We start from the raw sequence: 19,934 nt of genomic DNA, 5'->3' as shown, positions 1-19,934 counted from the left end.
TAACCAAGTTGCCGACTTGGGGATGACTTTATTTAATGCTATTGTGAGCGCCACTGCAACAGAAAGGTAGCCTGTTCGTGAGCTTCGATTTGAGTGTGATTCCAAATAAAAACATTGTTTTAGCGGTAACTGGTGGTATTGCGGCATATAAAAGTGCCATTTTGGTCCGTCGTTTAAAAGAGGCGGGCTTTAATGTCCGTGTGGTGATGACGCAGGGGGCGCAAGCTTTTATTACTCCGTTAACATTCCAGGCCTTGTCTGGAAATCCGGTACATACTGAATTACTCAATTCTGAAGCCGAAGCCGGCATGGGCCATATCGAATTGGCGCGTTGGGCTGACTTACTGCTGGTTGCCCCGGCAACTTGTGACACGTTGGCAAAGTTTGCGACAGGTTTGGCTGATGATTTACTCAGTACTTTATATCTGGCAACCAAAGCACCGGTTTGGGTAGCCCCGGCAATGAATCAGCAAATGTGGGCAGCCAAAGCCACACAGCGTAATTTAAATACCCTGGTGGAAGATGGCGTGCATGTGATTATGCCGGATGCCGGATCACAGGCCTGTGGCGATGTCGGTTTGGGACGTATGCCTGCACCGGAAGATTTAGCGCGACAAGTCACCGAATACTTCCACAAGGCGCAGCGTGCGATTGCAGAAAAGTTTGGCATGCTGGCCGGTAAACATGTAGTGATCACAGCAGGACCTACACGTGAAGCGATTGATCCAGTCCGTTATATTTCTAACCATAGTACCGGCAAGATGGGCTTTGCCCTGGCTGCGGCCTGTTATGCAGCAGGTGCAAAAGTCACTTTGATTGCAGGACCGGTCAGTCTGGATACCCCAAATGGTGTGCGCCGTATTAATGTACAGTCTGCAATGCAGATGCTGGAACATAGTATGGATCAGTTGGATAAAGGCTGTGACATCTTTATTGCCACGGCGGCGGTGGCGGATTACCGCGTGGCAGAAATTGCCGAGCATAAAATCAAGAAAGCCGGCGATGAACTGAATGTGGCTTTAATTAAAAATCCGGATATTGTGGCAACCATTGCCCAGCAACAAAAACGTCCATTTATGGTGGGATTTGCTGCTGAAACCCGCAATGTTGAAGAATATGCAGCGGGTAAGCTGGTGGCGAAAAAACTGGATATGATTGCCTGTAATGATGTTTCACGTCCTGACATCGGTTTTGCCTCTGATGAAAATGCCATGATTGTGTTCTTTGCTGAGCAGTATCAAATGCAGCAGCGAGATCTGGAAAAAGCATCGAAACAGGAAATCGCCCAGCAGCTGGTGGAAGCGATTCATGATGCATTGCATCATAAAATGCAGCCTGTTTAAAAAAAGCGAGACCATAGAATAAAATGCAACATTTCCGTTGCATTTTTTATGGCATCTACACTATGTTTAACGCTTAAAGTGCAAATGTTCAGAACAATTTAACTGTAACAATAAGCTTCTTATTTTTTGAAACGTATCTTTACAAGGACATCAACATGATCAAAAAAACTGTAGCCACAGTGATTTTTTCTGCCGCTTTGTCGTTCAGTAGCCTGGGTTTTGCCGGTGCGCTTGAACAAAATATGATGACGCTTGGAAAAAACTTTAAAATGTTTAACAAGGCTGATAATCAGAAGGATGCACTAAAAGCACTGGATAATATGAAGGCTGCTGCTTTAGATGCAAAAAAAGTGAAGTTAAAAGCTCATGATGTAAAAGCACCAAGCTCAGATACTTTATACAGTCAATTGCTGGTGGAGATTGAAAAAACCAGATTATTGGTTCAAAGTGGTAAATTGGATCAAGCCAAAGTAGAAGGCAAAAAAATTGCTCTGGTGAAAGATCAGGGACATGCGGTTTATAATCATCACTAATTTAATGTACATTTACCGTTTAAGGTTTGGAAGGGTGAAGTTAGATTAAGCACATCGTTTTATCTCGTGATTGTCAGATGAACTGTGTAAATCTTGCTTCAGCAAGCCTTATTCATAATTTAAATAAAAAATGCCAGCCCATTCAGCAATAGGCTGGCATTACTTTTTATGAGGATAGTTGCAATCAACTTGATGCTAGATGTGCCTGATTTTCTCTGACATACTCTTCAGTACGTTGCATGGCTTCCTGAATATTAATCAAGGCTGTTTCTACATCTTTTAGGGTTTTGGCATTGCCGCCACTTAAAGCCTGACGCCATTTACGTGCACCCGGCAAGTTCTGGAACAACCCGAGAATATGACGGGTGATAATCGAAAGTGGAGCACCTTCCTGCATGCGTTTAGCAATATACGGCATCATTTGCGCCATAATATCAAAACGGTCAGGCGCTTCCAGGTTCCATAATTGTCCCAGTTCAGCCAATAAATATGGATTGTGATAAGCCTCACGACCAATCATCACCCCATCGACATGTTTTAAATGCGCTTGGGTTTCGGCCAAGGTTTTGACCCCACCATTAATCTCAATCAGCAGGTTTGGACGGTCTTGTTTTAAACGGTGCACATCTTCATAACGTAAAGGTGGAACATCACGGTTTTCTTTCGGCGATAAGCCCTTAAGCAAGGCAATCCGGGCATGTACGATGAAATTGTCACAACCGGTTTTAGCTACGGTATCGACAAAATGCAGCATTTCTTCATAAGACTGCATGTCGTCAATACCAATACGGTGTTTGACAGTGACAGGAATATCCACGGCATTGCGCATTTCAGCAATACATTCAGCAACCAGGTCAGGTTCTGCCATTAAACATGCGCCAATTTTATTGTTTTGTACGCGGTCGCTCGGGCAGCCGACATTTAGGTTGACCTCATCATAACCCCAGTCTTGCGCCATTTTAGTACAGGTTGCCAAGTCTTTTGGATTTGAACCGCCAAGCTGTAGCACAATCGGGTGTTCTTCGTGGTTGTAGTCCAAATGACGTTCTGCACCACCAAATAGAATTGCACCAGTCGTCACCATTTCGGTGTACAGAATGATATTCGGATTAAACAGGCGGGCAAAAAAACGATAGTCACGTGTGGTCCAATCCATCATCGGCGCAACACTGATGCGAGGTTCTTTAGTGTTATCAATGGTTTTTTCAGTAATCATATTAAAAAACATACCTTTACAGTGTTGCTAATTTTGATCTATTTCGATTTTTTACGCCTTAATTCGCACTATTATTTTTGATATTTACGCCAAATTACGCCATTATAGCCTTAAGAAAACAATAAGGCGTAAATCATGGGAACAATTTCACAGCGCAAATTAGCCGATGGGACTATACGCTTTCGAGCTGAAATTAGAATAAGCCGTAAAGGGTTTGCAAATTTCAAGGAAAGTAAGACGTTTAGTTCTATGCGACTAGCTCAAAAATGGCTTGCAATGCGTGAAGAGGAAATCGAAGAAAATCCAGATATTTTGTTAGGTAGATCGGATGTGACGAATATCACTTTAGCCAATGCCATAGATAAATATCTTGATGAAGTTGGCAATGAATATGGTCGTACAAAAACCTATTGTCTTCGCCTCATCCAGAAATTTCCAATAGCACAATATATTATCACAAAAATTAAGCCAGCCGATATTTCAGAACATGTCGCTTTGCGTAAGGCTGGTTATGCCAAATTAGATTTAAAGCCAATAGCGACTAGTACGTTACAACATGAGTTATTGCATATTCGCGGTGTGTTATCTCACGCTCATACGATGTGGGATGTAAATGTTGATTTAGCAGGATTTGATAAAGCAACAGCACAATTACGAAAGACTCGTCAAATATCTTCGAGTGGTAAGCGTGATCGTTTGCCTACAACGGCCGAGTTAAAAAAACTGACAGAATACTTTTATCGGAAATGGCAAAAGCCTGTTTACAGTTATCCGATGCATTTGATTATTTGGTTCGCTATCTTTTCATGTCGGCGTGAGTCAGAAATTACGGAAATGCTATTAGCTGATTATGATGAAGATAATGAAGTGTGGAAAGTACGAGATCTAAAAAATCCTAACGGATCAAAGGGAAATCATAAAGAATTTAATGTGCTAGAACCTTGCCGAAAAATGATTGAACTTTTACAAGTGAAAAGTACAAGAAAACGTATGCTGAATCGAGGATATGATAAAGATCTTCTCATTCCGCTCAGTCCTAAAACGATTGGTAGTGAATTTAGAAATGCTTGTAAAATCTTGGGAATCGATGATTTACGTTTTCATGATTTAAGGCATGAGGGCTGTACCCGCCTTGCTGAGGAAGGTTTTACAATTCCTCAAATTCAGCAAGTGAGTCTACATGATTCTTGGGGGAGTTTGGAAAGATATGTATCTGTGAAAAAAAGGAAAAAGACAATAGAGCTAGATGAAGTGTTACCCCTCATTGGTGAAGAGTAACATGATCTTGAGCAGCATATTTATACTGTTGATCTAGGACATTGGCTAAATCTTTTACATGAACAAAGTATGGAGCTTTTTGGCTTTTATCTAGTCGGAAGCAAGAAAATGGGAAATCCTGATTTCTTGCTTTTTCTAACATTTTTACTTTACTGAGATGAGGGTAGTAATCCTTGACTACGTCATCTAGTTTTACTGTCGTGCTGCGATAGCGCATAAATAAGTAATCGGATGTGGAAAGTTGTAGAGCACTATTCATGAATTGATCCCTGTCATTTCAGTTGATGTGCTTACAGTAAATTTAATGGAATTTAAAAAGTAGAGCAGTACGCGCATCTAAAAATATAGTAGTATTATGCTATCTAATCATCTGTATTTTAGAAAATTATGAATGATAAAGAATTATCAAGCTTAGAGCTGCTTGAGCAGGACATATGGTTAAACTTTTGCTACTCCTATCAGTGTGAATTGGATGATGAGTCAATAGCAACGGAGAATCAATCATACATAGATAAAAAAGAAAAAATCATAAAAAGAATGCAGCAGAATGATTTTGCAGTCAGTGAGCTCATGGCTTTTCGTCAAGAAATGATGGGAGAAACTATTCCTTTTAAGCCATCACAGCTTGCTGAGCTTTTAACACAGCTTAATACATTAAGGGTTGAGGCGAACCATTTGCCTGTAAAAATGTTTCAAAGGAAATATTCAGATATTTTAATTACCTACGTACAGGTTTTGGGTGGGGTGGAATTTATCCAAAATATTAAGCTTGCCCGAAGTGCAAAGGCAATCCTTGCTGTTAAAGCTCGCTATGAAAAACATTTATACCCAAGACGTGAAATTCTATATCGTATTTTACGGCAGAAAGTGGCGAGTCGTGGCAAATGGAAGAGCCTGAATCAAGCAGTTAATTTTGTGCTTGATGATTTGGTCAAAGCTTTTGAAGTTTACGATGTTGAATGGCTCCAGTCTGAACTTGTGCGTAAGCAAAAATTGCTCAGGGAATTGGAGCAGCAGAGTAAGCAGTTAGTGACGCATGCTAAAGCTGAGTCAAATAGTGTGCGAAGAAAGCCAGCATCAATAGCGAAAAAAATAGAAAAATTACAGCTAGAACTTAAAAACCTTAATCAGATACTTAAGGCAGAATATCCGTCTAAAGAGATGGAAAAGTTCGGGTATAAAATGCCATACAGTGGTGGGTACATTGCCGAAACTATTATCCATGAGCTCCGAACCCAGCCTACGATCCTGTCGGAAATAATACTTTAATTAATTCTTAGTATTTCTTTTTAATGGATTCCATTGCTCTTCACGTAAATGTAAATATTCAGCATTAGTTTTTATGGTGGGGTATTCAGTATCAGAGTGCTCTTCAGGTGGATTCTCAGAGACAGGGCATTCATGGGGAGTTGACAAACCTTTTGTATAACCTGAAGGTTTAATCGGTGTAATGGTATTTTCATGAAAGATTGGACTAGTACTTACATTAAGTGGGATTACTTCATCAGAGGCTGGTTTTAAAGAAGCTTTAATGTTGAGTATTTCATCTTCAAGTCTATATTTTAGTTCAGTAATGATTTCAGCTTGTGCTGCTTCTTTTTCAATTTTATCAAAAGACTCGTAGATGCGATCAATATCATCTTGAGTTGAAATATGTTGATCAAGAATTTTTAATTTTAGTGTAGTAAAAATCCATTGATTGAATAAATATTCTTGAATTTTCTTGTCATAAGCTTGTTGCATTTTTAACTTCTCTTCTGATTTTTTGTTAAGTAATGCTTCATCATTTTTTGCCTTTTTAAGTTGTTCTTGTAAGTCTTCAACCTTCAATTTTAGCTTAAATGTGTCTTCATCAAAATTTTTAATCACATGCTCAAGCGTTATGGAAGTGTTGCCACGTTCTAGCTTTCTTTTGATGTTTTCTAATTTTGATTTGGTATCCGTACTTATTCTTGCTTGCAAATGACCCTTTGATTTGTGATTTTTTTGGTACTTAAACTCTCTAAATTTTTTACGAATGAGCTCATAGACCTGTTTTGAAACGGTCAGTATTTCCTTTGATTTTAGCGTAGCTACTTCAGCAGATGGACCTAGATTATTTTGTTGTGCACTTGAGATATAAAATTCGTAGGGATATTTTAATTTCCATTTTTCTGCATTGTTTCTGATGAATTTTTCTTTAAGCTCGCGATCATCTTGAATCCAGATAGAAAGTTGTTCGTAGGGTCTTGCCATATTTTTATCTTTATGGAATTAATAACTTGCTAAATATTAACTTAGTATTATATAAATGTTAACTAAAATATTAAGTTAATATTAATCCGAATATTAATAGTAGTGCCTTTTGCTTTCTAGTCGCCTTTAGTGCCTATAGCTTTGGATAAAAATGGGGGAATAGAGTGAATTTATCTAAATCTAAGGTCTCACTATTTTTGCTGATTCATGACTATTCACCGATCTCTTTAAGTCCTCAAGCAAGGTGGCTACTGCTTAAACTCATAGCTGAGTTCAGAATAGGAGACGCCATTGCATCCATAAAAAATATGGCGAAGATATTTCATATCAATGAAAAAAAAATTAAGGAATGTATTGCTGAGTTGGTAGACCATGGAATTTTAATCCAAGGAGTAGATGGGCTAACTTCTGACAAAAAGAGTTATATCGATTACGACCTATTCTTAGGTTGTATGAATGCAAAAAAAATTAAACCACTGACACTAGAAAAGTGGTTTCATCAAACAGCAAGAGCAGATAATTTTCCTCTTATAGGGCTTTTTCAACATCTCGTTGAAAACAGACTAGATGATTTTTATATGCATCATTTGCAACATACGTCATCTAGATTGTCGGGGATCTTAGATTTTAAGTCTGCTTTAGTGCTCATGGTATTGGTTAGAAATAGTAATCAATTTGGAGTTATCAATGAGTGCGGAATCCACAAAATAAAGCACAAAACAGGTATGTCTAAAGATGCCATTTTTAGATGCATCAAAATGCTAGAAATTCATGGTGTGATTAGAATACGAGTTGATGGTGTGCTTTCCAGTAAAATTATAAGAGTGTCTAATCCATTTTATATGCTGAATTTATCACATGAAATCTGGCAGGAAAAAGCAACTTATGGACGGTATCTCATAATTCAATATCCAGAGCCACACTCCTTTGAGGTGCAGCAGGTTGCAGGTTTATTGCAATTTTTAGAGAGCAAAAAAGCTACGTTAACAAGGATTTTAACGATTAACGATGCTTATCAGGTTTTTGTAAACCTTTTCACAAGAATGCCAGACTTGATCGCTGCTACAAAGGGATTGACGATTGAGATGGTTAAGGAGGATTCTTCAATACCTGAACATGAACGGTTTGAATATCGATTTATAATACATCTGTTGTCACTTTTTCTTGAGATGCCAAATGATCATGATAGCAGTCAATGGCTTAGAGATTTAATTGAGTTTTTCCCACAAAAAAATTCAAAGACACATTTGAATGGGGTAATTTCTTTATTAGGATTTCTTCAGTGCCATTTAGAACAATGGTGTGCCCAGATTTACAATGATCTGTCTAGAGCTCAGGCATTATCTACAGGTGGAGATTCTGTAGATTTACATGATTTGAAAAAAATGGCAGGTCGATTGCAATTGAATACTTTGTTGAAATTTGCTGAAGATGATCCATCTGAAACATCTGATCGTATTGCTCTGAGTAACAGTAATCTTTTATCAATGTTAGGTCTGATGATGACCTTGATCGCGAAGAATCAGCTTTATCCATTTTTAACGTATTTAGGCTTAAAAGAACAATTCAGTCAATTTTGTATTGTTCCTCGTCATGCGAAGCAAACACAATATATTTGTATTTTTATGCCATTTCCAAGTCAAGTCTCGAATCAATTTACCAAAATTACTTTAGATGAAAACCTTGCATTTGTATCTGAGCAAGAAATTTTGCAAGATGAAAGGCGTAATCATTTTTTTAGTGAATCTATTCAACCGAGCCTCAAAGAACTACAGGATTTTGGCTTGCTGCCTGAGAACTGCCTAGCTTTAGATCATTTTGCTATTTCTAGAAATAAGATCAAAACTAAGGCGTAACTTTAGCTTCTGCAACATTCCCATATTTTGGTTGTTATCGTTGTATGGGACTATGGTGCAATCGTTAGATCAGAAGGACTTGCTTAACAGGTAATATATATTATTAACTATAAGTAATATATAGATAATATATTAAACATAAACAATATCTTATCTAGTTAGGTGAGTACTGTGATTCACTTAGCTCGGTATAGCCCATACTCAAATGGGCTATACATCATGTATCAATGACACAGTGTTAAAATATTCAGAACTAACCCTATAGTATGTTCCAACGTCTATGAACCTATTCAGCTAAGCAGGATGACTACAACATCCTGCTACAGAATCAAGATCAGTAAAATTTTACATCTCTCTCTTAGATATGAACCTTATGTTTCGAGAGAGAATCCAAATGTACCAGAATATTCAATATGATCAGCTTTACCATGAATCAGAAGTACTGGCAGGAGTAGATCATTTCATTCAAGAAGTTTGCTTAGGTAGTTATGATCTATATCTTGAAAACCTGATGATAGACCTACAAAAATTAGTTAAGTCATTTAAGCCAATCTATAACGCTAATTTTTTCTATTGTAATACAGTGCAGATATTCATTGAGGTTGTGAACATCGTTGATCGCACACTCAGTCTAATGCCACAGGCAGACCATGATTGTATAGTCTGTTTTGATGATATGACAGTCTGGCATATTCTGACTTATATCCAATCATTATCAGGCTGTGTAAAACAGCAACTGATTGATTTTCAACAACGTGAATTAGAGAATCAGCATAGCCTTTTTGATTATACATCCACACTCATTCATCATTATGCGAGAACACTGGTGGTTCGAGTGGATTTATCTATTAAGAAAGAATATCAAGCCTTATACAACATCCAAGTGTTCAATAAAGCGCTAGAAACATTGCTACGGCGTATAGCCGATCAAGATACTTGTTTTAGTGGGTTATATGGTTATGCATGGGCATTAGAGCATGGGGTTAGTAAGGGCTACCATTGCCATCTTTTGCTTATGTACGATGGAAATATGCATCAATGTGGTTTTGAAATGGGGCAGTGGGTAGGTGAGTGCTGGAAGCAGATTACACACGGATATGGTTATATTTTTAACTGTAACCATTCCGACTATATGGCGATCTATGAAGCGATGGGGACTTTAGGGATTGGTATGATTCATCGTAACAATGCCAGTGAAGTCTATAACTTTCTTAATTATATTGTCCCTTATTTGGTGAATGGCGAAAAAGAGCAGCAACACCCAAGGGTGAAAGACAAGTCGAATATGCGTAGCTTTGGCAGAGGGGTAGTCGATTCAAAAAATCGAAGAGGTTTATAAATTATTGACTTTTCAATAGAGAACACAACTATCAGCAGTGTTCTCTATAGGGTCGGGTTTGAGATTAAAATGATAAATTTACATTGCCTTGATCTGTAATCATTTCAGCTTCAAGTACCTGATCACAAGGGTATCTGAGTAAATGGAAAACGGTGGAGCTACTATAGCTCAAAATTTTTTTAAGTCTTAATCAAGCTAGTTTGTAATTTCATATAAGTGATTCTTTCTTTCGCAGGCTTTTCAAGTAACTCTACATGAATTGAATATTGGAACAAGTTTTTTGCAGGTAGTCTGATTTTCTCAAAAAATGGAACTTGATCTTGCTTTATCCGAAACTCTTTCAGACCATTGTTAATCTCATTGAGATAATTGCGGTACTGACTCATCAAGCCTAAATATTGGCGATGGCTATCTTCAATCAAAATTTGAGAAAACTCATTTTGATTTAGGCGATGTGAAAGAATAAATTCTAGATGCATTCCAATAGGTAATATTTCCATCATTTGTTGGATAAATTGCATAATTAGCTCAACATGTTGCTGTGAACTAAGTTTTTGGGTTTGTACTAAACTTAGTAGGTTTCCAATAAAGGAGATTAAATGGTTTTTAAGCTGTATAGAGGATGACAAAGTATTATTGGCTAACTGATTAACATCTGTAAGTGGGGTTCTGTTGTCTAGTAATAGTTTAAAAGTCTGTAATAAAGCTAAATACTCGCTCGTTTTGTCTGTATAAAATAAAATGTTTTGTTCTCTGATATCCTGAGAAACCTTCAAGACGCACTGTTTTACAGCCTCAATTTTTTTACTTAAAATTTGAGTTTGGATTACCATTGCTACCATTAACGTCGCAGTAGAAATAGCTTGAGCTGCAACAATTGTGGTTTGCAATGTTGATTGCAAAGAGCCTAATCCTTGAACAAAAGTTTCAACACCTACAGAACTGACTTCTTTTAAAGGAATATGTTGAATAATGCCTACATGTTCGAGCCCCTTTTTCCAGTAGGCAACACCATCTCTAAAAATCACCTGGTCATTTGCTATAGCTTCTAAAAGCTCTTTTGAAAATTTTTCAATGTCGTAACTAAATAATTTATCTATCATGCTGATACCTTAGAACTCATTGTAGTTATTTTTATTTTCTTCATGCTTAATCCTCATCATCGCAACAATACAAGCAGCAGGTATTGTGACGCGATAAGCTGGAGCCGTAATATCTTTTGCAGTTAGAGGTAATGTTGCGGCTGCAACGAATGGATTTACCTTAATAAAATTTTTAGCCATATTTAATCCAGCTAAAAGTCCACCAGCTGTACCTGAAGCGGTTCCACCTCCAAGACTATTTTTAATCGTTTTAAGAGGGCTTTCTTTAATTGAGGTTAGTCCTAAGTATCCTTTTTCTTTCAATTTTTTATTAATGAAGTCCAGCTCATTAAGTTGAGTGATTCGACCAAAAAGGGTTCTTAGTACTTTTTCTTCAAGAAGACTGATATCAGAAGTATCTTTATGGAAATCTACACCTGTTTTTTTTGCAACATCTTCTAGTAGTTCACGATATACAACCCCTTTTCCTCTGACAAGGTTGACTACTGTATCTCCGCCAAATAGTTGAATTTCAGCAGCAATTGCTTTCCAGCTATTTTTATATAAATCGTCTTCAGTTGAGTACATGCTCATGTTTTTAACAAGTGTGCTTTTTAGCCCCCCTGTCCATTGTTCTGTACCTTCACTATCAGCGATTAGAGTATTTGACAATAACTTAAGATCTTGAAAATCACAATATTGTAGAAATGCTAGATCAGGATCTTCGCGAAATTTTGCTTCTGTTGCCATATGAAGTGTTCTCTTTATTACAAAATTTAAGTAAAGCTATTAGGGTGGGCAGTTTTTTAATTTAGGCGATAAAATTGATCTACCATACTAATAATATTAGAAATTTAATTTAAGTGTATCATTAAAAAATTATTAAAATTAATGTAATATTCAAAAGGATTGAATTAGAAAAAGCATAGTTGAAAAGATGGATAGAGATGATTTGATGAGTTTATTTAATAAAGCTCAAAATGGTGATATAGAGGCACTTTTTACATTGGGGCAATGCTTTCTAGTTGGAGAGGGTGTAGAAGAAGATAGTGAAACAGCTGCATCTATGTTTGCAGAGGCAGCTACCGGGGGGCATGCTGAAGCACAATATATGTATGGTTTAATGAACCGTTACGGGCAAGGTATTGATCAGGATTTTGAGGAAGCTGGATATTATTTTAATCAAGCCGTACAGCAAGGATATATAGAAGCAAACATTGAATTGGCAAAACTATTTTTATATGGATTAGGGGTAGATGAAGATTGTGACATTGCAGCAGCTTTGTTAATAGAAGCAGCTGATCATGGTTATAGCGAAGCAAAAGTTGAATTAGGTCTTATGTATGCTAAGGGTATATTCTTTGATAAAGATCCTAAACTAGCTGCAAAGTATTTTGGGGAGGCTGCCGAAGATGGAGATGCTAAAGGGCAGCTACATTTAGGTATGATTTTTAAGTTTGGTGTCGGTGTACCTAAAAACTATGAAATCGCAGCTTCACTATTTAAAAAAGCTGCGGCTCAGGGTGAAGAACAAGCCAATATTGAATTAGGTTTGCTATATGCTGAAGGCAATTTATAAATTTTCAATAAACTCATTTAAGATATAAGTTTATATAAATTAATATTTAATTAACCACAGGGGGAATCGTATGGGATTTTGGGATAAAGTTAAAGAATCAGCTAATAAAATTGCTGAATCAGAAAGTTGGGCAGCAATTAAAGAAACAGCTTCAAATGTTGGATGCAAAGTGGGTGTGCATTCAGGTAAACCTCAGCATGTTGAAGGGCAGCCTCAATGTTATATGGAATATACTTGTGATAAGTGTAATCAGCTAATTATTAAACAAAAACATAAGTTTCCAAGCAAATCGGATGCCAAATATCATAGCAATCGTTCATGTGAAAAGCGTTTAAAGTGTGAGTATTGTGATGCCGTTGAAACAGTTACAGTGCACGAGCATTGGAATTCTAAAGGGGTAGATGGTTATTGTAATAATGTTGAAAAATGTGCTCGTTGTCATACAGAACGTAAAAATGGCAAGCACCACAGCTTTATAAGAAGAGGCACGCAAGGGTCTAAGATTGTAGTGGAATGTATTAATTGTAGACATACTGAATTAAAAGATACTTGGAATTAAATGACTCCAAATTATTTCAGATACATAACATCCTAATGAGAATCATGAAGCTCTTTCGAGTACACATGAAAATATGAAATTAAAGCCTGTCATCGTACAGGCTTTTTTATGCCCTGAATTTAGGAGTCGAGTCATGAGCTTGAATTGCCCCTTTTGTCATTCAACCGAAATCATGATTGTTGAAGCAAACATACAACAAGCAAATTCAACATTATCAAATCTTGCATCACCCGCAGCATTAGGTGCCTTAGGCACAACTGTTGCGAAGTCTTTGAATTTGCCTCCCATCGTTGGAGGAATTGCAGGAACTGTACTCGGTGGTTTGTTTAATTCTTTTACAGAACAAAGCACACCTCCACAGCAAAGTTTGTGCTTCTGTCATAACTGCTACCAAAAGTTCCCCACTCAATATCTGAATTAAAAATAGATCCAATTTTTAGCATTATTTTAAAAAGGAATAAAACTATGGCACATCAACTTGAACAAATGGCTTATGTCGGTGAAACCCCTTGGCATGGACTAGGGAATCAACTAAGTCAAAACCAACCGATTGAAATCTGGGCACAGCAGGCAGGCATGGACTGGCGTATCGAGTCATCCAATGTCAGTTATATGGCACAGAATGAACGTGGGCAAAGCATCATCATGCCGTATGAAGAACAGCGTGTACTGTACCGTTCTGATACCCATGCACCTTTGTCAGTGGTCAGTCAACGTTTTCAGGAAGTCCAACCTCGTGAGATCTTAGAGTTCTATCGTGATCTAACTGAACAATCAGGCTTTGAATTGGAAACCGCAGGCGTGCTTAAAGGTGGCAAGAAATTCTGGGCGCTGGCACGGACAGGACAAAGTTCAGCACTAAAAGGAAAGGATGTCAGTAATGGCTATATTCTTCTTGCAACTGCATGTGATGGAACACTGGCGACAACAGCACAATTTACTTCCATCCGTGTCGTCTGCAACAACACTTTGGCGATTGCTTTACGTGGTCAGAACAGTAGTGCAGGTGTAGTGAAGGTTCCGCATAGCACCAAGTTTGATGCGGATAAGGTCAAGCAACAATTGGGTGTATCAGTACGTGCATGGGATGAACATATGTACGAGATGAAACAACTCAGTCAGCGTAAAGTCACCCAAGGAGAAGCAGCTGCTTTCTTTGATGCGGTGTTCAACAACACCAGCATGAGTGTGGCAGATCAGGAGGACAATATTATTCAGTTCTACCGTGATGTTGCAACTCAGGCAGCACATGCAAATACCAAGGAAAAAGCTGAACCTAATGCCAAGGCGATGACTAAAGCAATGGACATGTTTAATGGTCAGGGACGTGGTGCAGAGTTGAGTTCAGCTAAAGGAACGGCTTATGGATTACTGTGTTCAATTACAGAATTTATTGATCATGAACGACGTGCTATGAGTACAGATCATCGACTCGATTCAGCTTGGTTTGGTGCAGGAGCAGCGATCAAGCAACGTGGACTCGAACAGGCTTTGCGTATGGTTTTATAGCGTAGAAATTTGAGTTTCTTGCAATGGAAAGTTAGACCTATCCTTTAGATTTTAAAGCCAAATTTACATTTTAAAAATAATTAAACCACATCTTCGGGTGTGGTTTTTTTATGCCCTTTATTTGCCATCACCCATATAAAAATGAGGAAGCAAGATATGAATACAGCAATATTAAACCCATCCATTCAACAAGCCAGTAAACCCTTTATTGCCCCAAAATTGTTTACTGCAAAACGCTTGGTCAATACCAAAAATATGACTCAATCTGACTGGCTTGAAGTCAGACGACAAGGCATTGGCGGTAGTGATTGTGCAACAGCCTGTGGATTGAATCCCTATATGTCGATGTTGGAACTTTGGATGATCAAGACAGGACGAGTCAAACAATCGATTGAAGATGAAAGCACAGGTCATGCCCCTTTATATTGGGGCAAACAACTTGAACCTTTGGTCGCTGAATACTACAGCATGCATACCAACAACAAAGTCCGTCGTATCAATGCCGTACTACAACATCCTGATGAGGATAAGCATTTTATGCTGGCTAACTTAGACTACTCCGTTGTTGGTAGCAATGAAGTCCAAATTCTGGAATGCAAAACAGCAGGTGAGTACGGCGCAAAACTTTGGCGAGATGGCGTGCCTTTATATGTATTGTGTCAGGTACAACATCAATTAGCAGTGACAGGTAAACGAGCAGCACATGTTTGTGTGCTGATTTGTGGACATGAAACCAAAATCTTCAAAGTGACGCGCTCTGAATCTGTGATCAAACATATCATCAATGCAGAACGTTACTTCTGGGAGTGTGTGGAAAAAGACACACCACCTGATGTGGATGCCAGTGAATCGGCAGCTAAAGCCATACAGCAGCTTTATCCACAACATATTCCGTTGACTGTTGAAGACTTGAGTCATAACGAACAAGCCAATCAATTGTTTGCTCAACTGATTCAAGAAAAGCATCACATTGAACAGCATCAAAACAACTTTGATGAAACTAAGCATCAAATCCAGATGTTGATGAGGGATGCTGAACGAGCAACCTTTGCCAATGGTTCGGTGACGTGGAAGAAATCCAGAGATTCAATCAGTTTAGACAGTAAAGCCTTACTCAAACTTCATCCTGAAATGCTTGAGCAGTTTCCACAAAGTAAAGCAGGGACACGACGTTTTCAGATCTATACCGATGACTGAATCCATCGTGTCGATATTTCCAATCTTCCCAAAAGCGCAAAAAACCACCCCGATCCACCGACTCCCGAAGGAGCGGTGGACTAATAATGGCGGTCTTTGCATTTCATCTGATCTTTAAACGGTTTTGTATTTGCTTATATAACAAAGGGTTAACAGTAGAATTTTATTTAGAGGAAAACTATTATGATTAAAGGCTTAGCGATTACACCACCGATCCTTGGACGTATCAGTATTGGTAAAGTCGTTGAAAAGAACGGTAAACGTCTGCCAGAAAAGGACGACCAATTTACCATTACCAGTCAAATTCAAAGCAAGGATGGGTGGATCAAACATCCTCTCGATGAGCAATTACGCAGTAAAGCACCGAATCAAAAACTCCGTACCATTCCAGTACGGATGATCTTCAATGATCCTGAGCTGAATCTAAGGGCTGAGTACACCTTGTTTGACCGTCAAACAGGACGGCCTGTCTGTGTAGGCAATGGTGAAACCTGTCAGCGACTCACCAATCAAGGCGTTGAGCAGCATCCCTGTCCCTCACCTGATTTATGTCCTTTAGCTCAAGGAGGCAATTGCAAGCCCTATGGTCGACTGCATGTTAATTTAGATGAGTCGGATGAACTGGGAACATTTATCTTTAGAACCACTGGCTTTAACAGTATCCGCACATTAGCTGCACGACTCAGTTATTACCATGCTGCATCGAATGGTCTGCTGTCATGTCTACCATTGCAACTCACCTTAAGGGGAAAGAGTACTACGCAAAGCTATCGTACACCTGTGTATTACGTGGATTTAACACTCAGAGATGGGATTCATTTACAGGATGCGATTCAAACAGCCAAGGAGATTGATCAGCAAAGTAAAGCAGCAGGGTTTAATCAAAGTGCGCTTGATCAGATGGCACGGCGTGGTTTTGCCAATGCACAGTTTGAGATGGATATAGAGGAAGGTGTAAATGTAATGGAGGAGTTTTATGCGAATGAAAATTCTGAAGTTGAACAAGTACAGCCTGAATCGAGAGCCAAGACCAAGCCTAAGTTTAATCAAGATGATGGATTTGTGCAGGATATTCAGCAAGGTTTGCAAGGTAGCGTTAGGGTGGTGAATTGAGACTGTTTAATTACAGAATCGATAAACTTGGGAGCTTCGGCTCCCTTTTATTTTTTATATCTGCCTGAGGCTTAATGAATAAGTGGATAATCAAGTCTAATTATTGATTTATCTTGTATTTGAATATTAACTTATAGGTTAATATTCGTTTTAACTTTGATTCTTATTTTTTTACAGGATTTGTAAATGACCAGTACCCAACAACGCGCAGCACTGCAACGCCAAATCTGGCAGATCGCCAACGATGTCCGTGGCGCAGTTGATGGTTGGGACTTTAAACAATATGTCTTGGGTACGCTGTTTTATCGCTTCATTAGTGAAAATTTTGCCAGTTATATCGAAGGCGGTGACGACAGCATTAAATATGCCGAACTTTCTGACCAAGTTATTACTACAGATATCAAAGACGATGCGATTAAAACCAAGGGCTACTTCATTTACCCAAGTCAATTGTTCGGAAATATTGCTAAAAATGCGAATAATAACGAGAGTCTGAATACTGACTTAGCTGCTATCTTTGCTGCCATTGAAAGTTCTGCCAATGGCTACCCATCTGAGCAGGACATTAAAGGCCTATTTGCTGACTTTGATACCACGAGCAACCGTTTGGGTAATACTGTCAAAGATAAAAATATCCGCTTGGCTGCTGTGCTCAAGGGCGTAGCAGGGTTAGATTTTGGGGATTTTCAAGGCAGTCACATCGACCTGTTTGGTGATGCTTACGAGTTTCTCATCTCGAACTACGCTGCGAATGCAGGCAAATCAGGTGGGGAGTTTTTTACCCCGCAGCATGTATCCAAGTTGATTGCCCAGCTTGCTATGCACAAACAAACCAGTGTCAACAAAATTTATGACCCTGCTTGTGGTTCAGGTTCATTGCTTTTGCAAGCCAGAAAGCACTTTGATGCCCACATTATTGAAGATGGTTTTTTTGGACAAGAGCTCAATCACACGACCTACAACCTTGCGCGTATGAATATGTTCTTGCATAACATCAACTACGACAAGTTTAATATCCAGTTAGGTGATACGTTAATCGCCCCGCACTTTGGCGATGATAAACCATTTGATGCTATCGTCTCTAACCCACCGTATTCGGTGAAGTGGATTGGCTCGGACGACCCAACCTTAATCAATGATGAACGCTTTGCCCCAGCAGGTGTGCTCGCTCCCAAATCTAAAGCTGATTTTGCCTTTGTGCTTCATGCCTTAAGTTATTTATCTGCTAAGGGTCGAGCAGCCATTGTGTGCTTCCCTGGTATTTTTTACCGAGGTGGTGCTGAGCAGAAAATTCGCCAGTATTTGGTAGATAATAATTATGTCGAAACGGTGATTTCACTTGCGCCGAACTTGTTTTTTGGCACCACCATCGCTGTGACGATTCTGGTTATATCTAAACATAAAACTGACAATACGACCCAGTTTATTGATGCCAGTGGGCTATTCAAAAAAGAAACCAATACCAACACTCTGACCGAGGAACACATCGGGCAGATCATGCAGGTGTTTGACAGCAAAGTGAATAAAGAACATTTTGCCCAATCTGTACCTTTTGATGCCATCAAATCCAACGATTACAATCTGTCAGTCAGCAGTTATGTTGAAGCCAAAGACACGCGTGAACAGGTCGATATTACTCAGTTAAATGCCGAGCTAAAAACCACGGTAGCTAAAATTGATCAACTTCGTAAAGAGATTGATTTGATTGTAGCGGAGATTGAAGGGGAGGAAATGGCATGAGCAATACGGATTTTATGCAAAAGCTACTTGATGGCGCACAGGTGGAGTGGAAAGCGGTTTCAGAAATATTTCATTTGAAAAATGGCTATACACCATCGACATCAAAAAAAGAATTTTGGGAAAACGGTTCTGTTCCATGGTTTAGGATGGATGACATCCGCGAGAATGGTCAAATCCTTGGTGACTCATTACAAAAAATCTCAGAAAGTGCCGTAAAAGGGGGGAAATTATTTCCCGCCAATTCTATCATAATTTCAACATCGGCAACGATTGGTGAACATGCTTTAATTACTGTTCCATATTTGGCGAATCAAAGGTTTACCAATTTAAGTCTGAAAGATAGCTATGTAAAAACCTTTGATATGAAGTTTATTTTTTACTACTGTTTTTTATTGGCAGATTGGTGCAAGAAAAACACAACAATGTCAAGCTTTGCTTCTGTAGATATGGATGGTTTCAGGAAATTTCAAATCCCCATTCCATGCCCAGAAAATCCGCAAAAATCACTTGAAATTCAAGCCGAAATTGTACGGATTTTGGACGCATTTACCGCTATGACTGCGGAGCTGACTGCGGAGCTTAAACTAAGAAATAAACAATATCAATATTTTAGAAGTAAATTATTGATATTTGATATGGGCAAAGCACAATCGTCTTCGGACGAGATCGGACGGCGGATAGAGGTTGAGTGGAAGACGTTGGGGGATATTGGTGAGTTTACTTATGGATATGCAGCGAAAGCTCAAGATTTTGGAAATGTCCGTTTCGTTAGGATTACAGATATAAATACGAGTGGTAAATTGATATTAGATGAACCAAAGTATGTTGATATTTCTGATGAAAATGAAAAATATCTGCTAAAGAAAAATGATTTGCTCATGGCTCGAACAGGTGCAACTTTTGGAAAGACAATGATTTTTGAGGAGGGCTATCCTGCGATTTATGCTGGATTTTTAATTAAATTGAGCTTGGATGAAAAAATCGTTAATCCAAAATATTATTGGCATTTTGCACAAAGCGACTTATTTTGGGATCAAGCTAATAAATTAGTTTCAGGTGGAGGGCAACCGCAATTTAATGCCAATGCTCTGAAACAAGTCAAATTACCTATTCCACATCCAAAAAATGTTAATAAATCGTTAGCCGAGCAACTACTTATAGTATCTATTCTTGACAAATTTGATGCTTTGGCCAGCTCCCTAAGCGAAGGTTTACCCCGTGAAATTGAGTTACGCCAAAAGCAATATGAATATTACAGGGATTTGCTGTTGAATTTTCCTAAGCCAGAGGTAGAGGCTTAATATTGATAAGTCATTAACGTGTATTCAGATTATTGGTTGGCAAAATAGATAAAA

Annotated in this window: 19 protein-coding genes; 14 read left to right on the top strand and 5 right to left on the bottom strand. The window is 38.5% G+C overall.

Features of this window, described 5'->3' with window-relative positions; genetic code table 11:
* Window positions 1-77: 77 nt before the first annotated feature.
* Window positions 78-1,343: a bifunctional phosphopantothenoylcysteine decarboxylase/phosphopantothenate--cysteine ligase CoaBC gene (coaBC, locus tag FTT83_RS04800; RefSeq protein WP_180042800.1), complete on the top strand. Its 1,266-nt coding sequence runs from the start codon at window positions 78-80 to the stop codon at window positions 1,341-1,343.
* A gap of 155 nt (window positions 1,344-1,498) precedes the next feature.
* Window positions 1,499-1,876 carry a cytochrome b562 gene (locus FTT83_RS04795; RefSeq protein ID WP_180042799.1) on the top strand — a complete coding sequence of 126 codons (378 nt, stop codon included), beginning with the start codon at window positions 1,499-1,501 and terminating at the stop codon, window positions 1,874-1,876.
* A 184-nt stretch (window positions 1,877-2,060) separates the two neighbouring features.
* On the opposite strand, the gene dusA is transcribed toward FTT83_RS04795, so the two are convergent.
* Window positions 2,061-3,092: a tRNA dihydrouridine(20/20a) synthase DusA gene (gene dusA, locus FTT83_RS04790; RefSeq protein ID WP_180042798.1), complete on the bottom strand. Its 1,032-nt coding sequence runs from the start codon at window positions 3,090-3,092 to the stop codon at window positions 2,061-2,063.
* Window positions 3,093-3,227: 135 nt separating this feature from the next.
* Between dusA and xerC the strand changes: the two genes are divergently transcribed.
* Window positions 3,228-4,370, top strand: coding sequence for a tyrosine recombinase XerC (gene xerC / locus FTT83_RS04785; protein ID WP_180042797.1), 1,143 nt, complete (start codon window positions 3,228-3,230; stop codon window positions 4,368-4,370).
* On the opposite strand, the gene FTT83_RS04780 is transcribed toward xerC, so the two are convergent.
* Window positions 4,354-4,629 (bottom strand): pyocin activator PrtN family protein, encoded by a 276-nt coding sequence (locus FTT83_RS04780; RefSeq protein ID WP_004818949.1) that lies wholly within the window; start codon window positions 4,627-4,629, stop codon window positions 4,354-4,356. The two genes, xerC and FTT83_RS04780, sit on opposite strands and share 17 nt — an antisense overlap.
* Before the next feature lie 128 nt (window positions 4,630-4,757).
* Here FTT83_RS04780 and FTT83_RS04775 point away from each other — a divergent pair, with 128 nt between their 5' ends.
* Window positions 4,758-5,639: a hypothetical protein gene (locus FTT83_RS04775; RefSeq protein WP_180042796.1), complete on the top strand. Its 882-nt coding sequence runs from the start codon at window positions 4,758-4,760 to the stop codon at window positions 5,637-5,639.
* Here FTT83_RS04775 and FTT83_RS04770 read toward each other — a convergent pair whose 3' ends face one another.
* The gene (locus tag FTT83_RS04770) at window positions 5,640-6,605 is read right to left on the bottom strand and encodes an amino acid ABC transporter substrate-binding protein (protein ID WP_180042795.1); all 966 of its coding nucleotides are present in this window, start codon (window positions 6,603-6,605) and stop codon (window positions 5,640-5,642) included.
* Between the two features lie 164 nt (window positions 6,606-6,769).
* Here FTT83_RS04770 and FTT83_RS04765 point away from each other — a divergent pair, with 164 nt between their 5' ends.
* Entirely contained in the window at window positions 6,770-8,461 is a 1,692-nt protein-coding gene (locus FTT83_RS04765; protein WP_180042794.1) for a hypothetical protein, read from the top strand.
* A gap of 394 nt (window positions 8,462-8,855) precedes the next feature.
* Window positions 8,856-9,800: an inovirus-type Gp2 protein gene (locus tag FTT83_RS04760; protein WP_046023876.1), complete on the top strand. Its 945-nt coding sequence runs from the start codon at window positions 8,856-8,858 to the stop codon at window positions 9,798-9,800.
* A 179-nt stretch (window positions 9,801-9,979) separates the two neighbouring features.
* Here the strand turns inward: FTT83_RS04760 and FTT83_RS04755 are convergent, their stop codons facing one another.
* Window positions 9,980-10,903, bottom strand: a complete 924-nt coding sequence (locus FTT83_RS04755) for a hypothetical protein (protein WP_180042793.1) — start codon at window positions 10,901-10,903, stop codon at window positions 9,980-9,982.
* Between the two features lie 9 nt (window positions 10,904-10,912).
* Window positions 10,913-11,632 carry a DUF3944 domain-containing protein gene (locus FTT83_RS04750; protein WP_004890105.1) on the bottom strand — a complete coding sequence of 240 codons (720 nt, stop codon included), beginning with the start codon at window positions 11,630-11,632 and terminating at the stop codon, window positions 10,913-10,915.
* Between the two features lie 187 nt (window positions 11,633-11,819).
* Between FTT83_RS04750 and FTT83_RS04745 the strand changes: the two genes are divergently transcribed.
* The 8 genes from FTT83_RS04745 (at window position 11,820) to FTT83_RS04710 (ending at window position 19,880) form a co-directional block, all read left to right on the top strand.
* Window positions 11,820-12,461 carry a tetratricopeptide repeat protein gene (locus tag FTT83_RS04745; protein WP_017401524.1) on the top strand — a complete coding sequence of 214 codons (642 nt, stop codon included), beginning with the start codon at window positions 11,820-11,822 and terminating at the stop codon, window positions 12,459-12,461.
* Between the two features lie 70 nt (window positions 12,462-12,531).
* Window positions 12,532-13,020, top strand: a complete 489-nt coding sequence (locus FTT83_RS04740; protein ID WP_004890101.1) for a hypothetical protein — start codon at window positions 12,532-12,534, stop codon at window positions 13,018-13,020.
* A 133-nt stretch (window positions 13,021-13,153) separates the two neighbouring features.
* On the top strand, window positions 13,154-13,441 hold the full coding sequence (locus FTT83_RS04735; protein ID WP_004890098.1) for a hypothetical protein: 288 nt from the start codon (window positions 13,154-13,156) through the stop codon (window positions 13,439-13,441).
* A gap of 44 nt (window positions 13,442-13,485) precedes the next feature.
* Window positions 13,486-14,529 (top strand): DUF932 domain-containing protein, encoded by a 1,044-nt coding sequence (locus FTT83_RS04730; protein WP_180042792.1) that lies wholly within the window; start codon window positions 13,486-13,488, stop codon window positions 14,527-14,529.
* Window positions 14,530-14,685: 156 nt separating this feature from the next.
* Window positions 14,686-15,726, top strand: coding sequence for a YqaJ viral recombinase family protein (locus FTT83_RS04725; protein ID WP_180042791.1), 1,041 nt, complete (start codon window positions 14,686-14,688; stop codon window positions 15,724-15,726).
* A gap of 183 nt (window positions 15,727-15,909) precedes the next feature.
* Window positions 15,910-16,839 carry a hydrolase or metal-binding protein gene (locus FTT83_RS04720; RefSeq protein WP_180042790.1) on the top strand — a complete coding sequence of 310 codons (930 nt, stop codon included), beginning with the start codon at window positions 15,910-15,912 and terminating at the stop codon, window positions 16,837-16,839.
* A 186-nt stretch (window positions 16,840-17,025) separates the two neighbouring features.
* Window positions 17,026-18,579 carry a type I restriction-modification system subunit M gene (locus FTT83_RS04715; RefSeq protein WP_180042789.1) on the top strand — a complete coding sequence of 518 codons (1,554 nt, stop codon included), beginning with the start codon at window positions 17,026-17,028 and terminating at the stop codon, window positions 18,577-18,579.
* Entirely contained in the window at window positions 18,576-19,880 is a 1,305-nt protein-coding gene (locus FTT83_RS04710) for a restriction endonuclease subunit S (RefSeq protein WP_180176302.1), read from the top strand. The genes FTT83_RS04715 and FTT83_RS04710 overlap by 4 nt, the downstream gene beginning before the upstream one ends.
* The last annotated feature ends 54 nt before the right edge of the window (window positions 19,881-19,934 follow it).

Source organism: Acinetobacter sp. YH01018, assembly GCF_013420295.1.
GTDB lineage: Bacteria > Pseudomonadota > Gammaproteobacteria > Pseudomonadales > Moraxellaceae > Acinetobacter.
The sequence above is the reverse complement of the archived record's forward strand: the minus strand, read 5'-3'. Positions and strand labels throughout refer to the sequence as shown.

What these genes read in the sequence shown, in the direction of transcription:
- FTT83_RS04745 (WP_017401524.1), top strand. Translation starts at nt 11,820, where the DNA reads ATGGATAGAGATGATTTGATGAGTTTATTTAATAAAGCTCAAAATGGT.
- FTT83_RS04720 (WP_180042790.1), top strand. Translation starts at nt 15,910, where the DNA reads ATGATTAAAGGCTTAGCGATTACACCACCGATCCTTGGACGTATCAGT.
- FTT83_RS04760 (WP_046023876.1), top strand. Translation starts at nt 8,856, where the DNA reads ATGTACCAGAATATTCAATATGATCAGCTTTACCATGAATCAGAAGTA.
- dusA (WP_180042798.1), bottom strand. Translation starts at nt 3,092, where the DNA reads ATGATTACTGAAAAAACCATTGATAACACTAAAGAACCTCGCATCAGT.
- FTT83_RS04715 (WP_180042789.1), top strand. Translation starts at nt 17,026, where the DNA reads ATGACCAGTACCCAACAACGCGCAGCACTGCAACGCCAAATCTGGCAG.
- FTT83_RS04795 (WP_180042799.1), top strand. Translation starts at nt 1,499, where the DNA reads ATGATCAAAAAAACTGTAGCCACAGTGATTTTTTCTGCCGCTTTGTCG.
- FTT83_RS04710 (WP_180176302.1), top strand. Translation starts at nt 18,576, where the DNA reads ATGAGCAATACGGATTTTATGCAAAAGCTACTTGATGGCGCACAGGTG.
- FTT83_RS04755 (WP_180042793.1), bottom strand. Translation starts at nt 10,903, where the DNA reads ATGATAGATAAATTATTTAGTTACGACATTGAAAAATTTTCAAAAGAG.
- FTT83_RS04735 (WP_004890098.1), top strand. Translation starts at nt 13,154, where the DNA reads ATGAGCTTGAATTGCCCCTTTTGTCATTCAACCGAAATCATGATTGTT.
- FTT83_RS04730 (WP_180042792.1), top strand. Translation starts at nt 13,486, where the DNA reads ATGGCACATCAACTTGAACAAATGGCTTATGTCGGTGAAACCCCTTGG.
- xerC (WP_180042797.1), top strand. Translation starts at nt 3,228, where the DNA reads ATGGGAACAATTTCACAGCGCAAATTAGCCGATGGGACTATACGCTTT.
- FTT83_RS04770 (WP_180042795.1), bottom strand. Translation starts at nt 6,605, where the DNA reads ATGGCAAGACCCTACGAACAACTTTCTATCTGGATTCAAGATGATCGC.
- FTT83_RS04750 (WP_004890105.1), bottom strand. Translation starts at nt 11,632, where the DNA reads ATGGCAACAGAAGCAAAATTTCGCGAAGATCCTGATCTAGCATTTCTA.
- FTT83_RS04725 (WP_180042791.1), top strand. Translation starts at nt 14,686, where the DNA reads ATGAATACAGCAATATTAAACCCATCCATTCAACAAGCCAGTAAACCC.
- FTT83_RS04775 (WP_180042796.1), top strand. Translation starts at nt 4,758, where the DNA reads ATGAATGATAAAGAATTATCAAGCTTAGAGCTGCTTGAGCAGGACATA.
- FTT83_RS04780 (WP_004818949.1), bottom strand. Translation starts at nt 4,629, where the DNA reads ATGAATAGTGCTCTACAACTTTCCACATCCGATTACTTATTTATGCGC.
- FTT83_RS04740 (WP_004890101.1), top strand. Translation starts at nt 12,532, where the DNA reads ATGGGATTTTGGGATAAAGTTAAAGAATCAGCTAATAAAATTGCTGAA.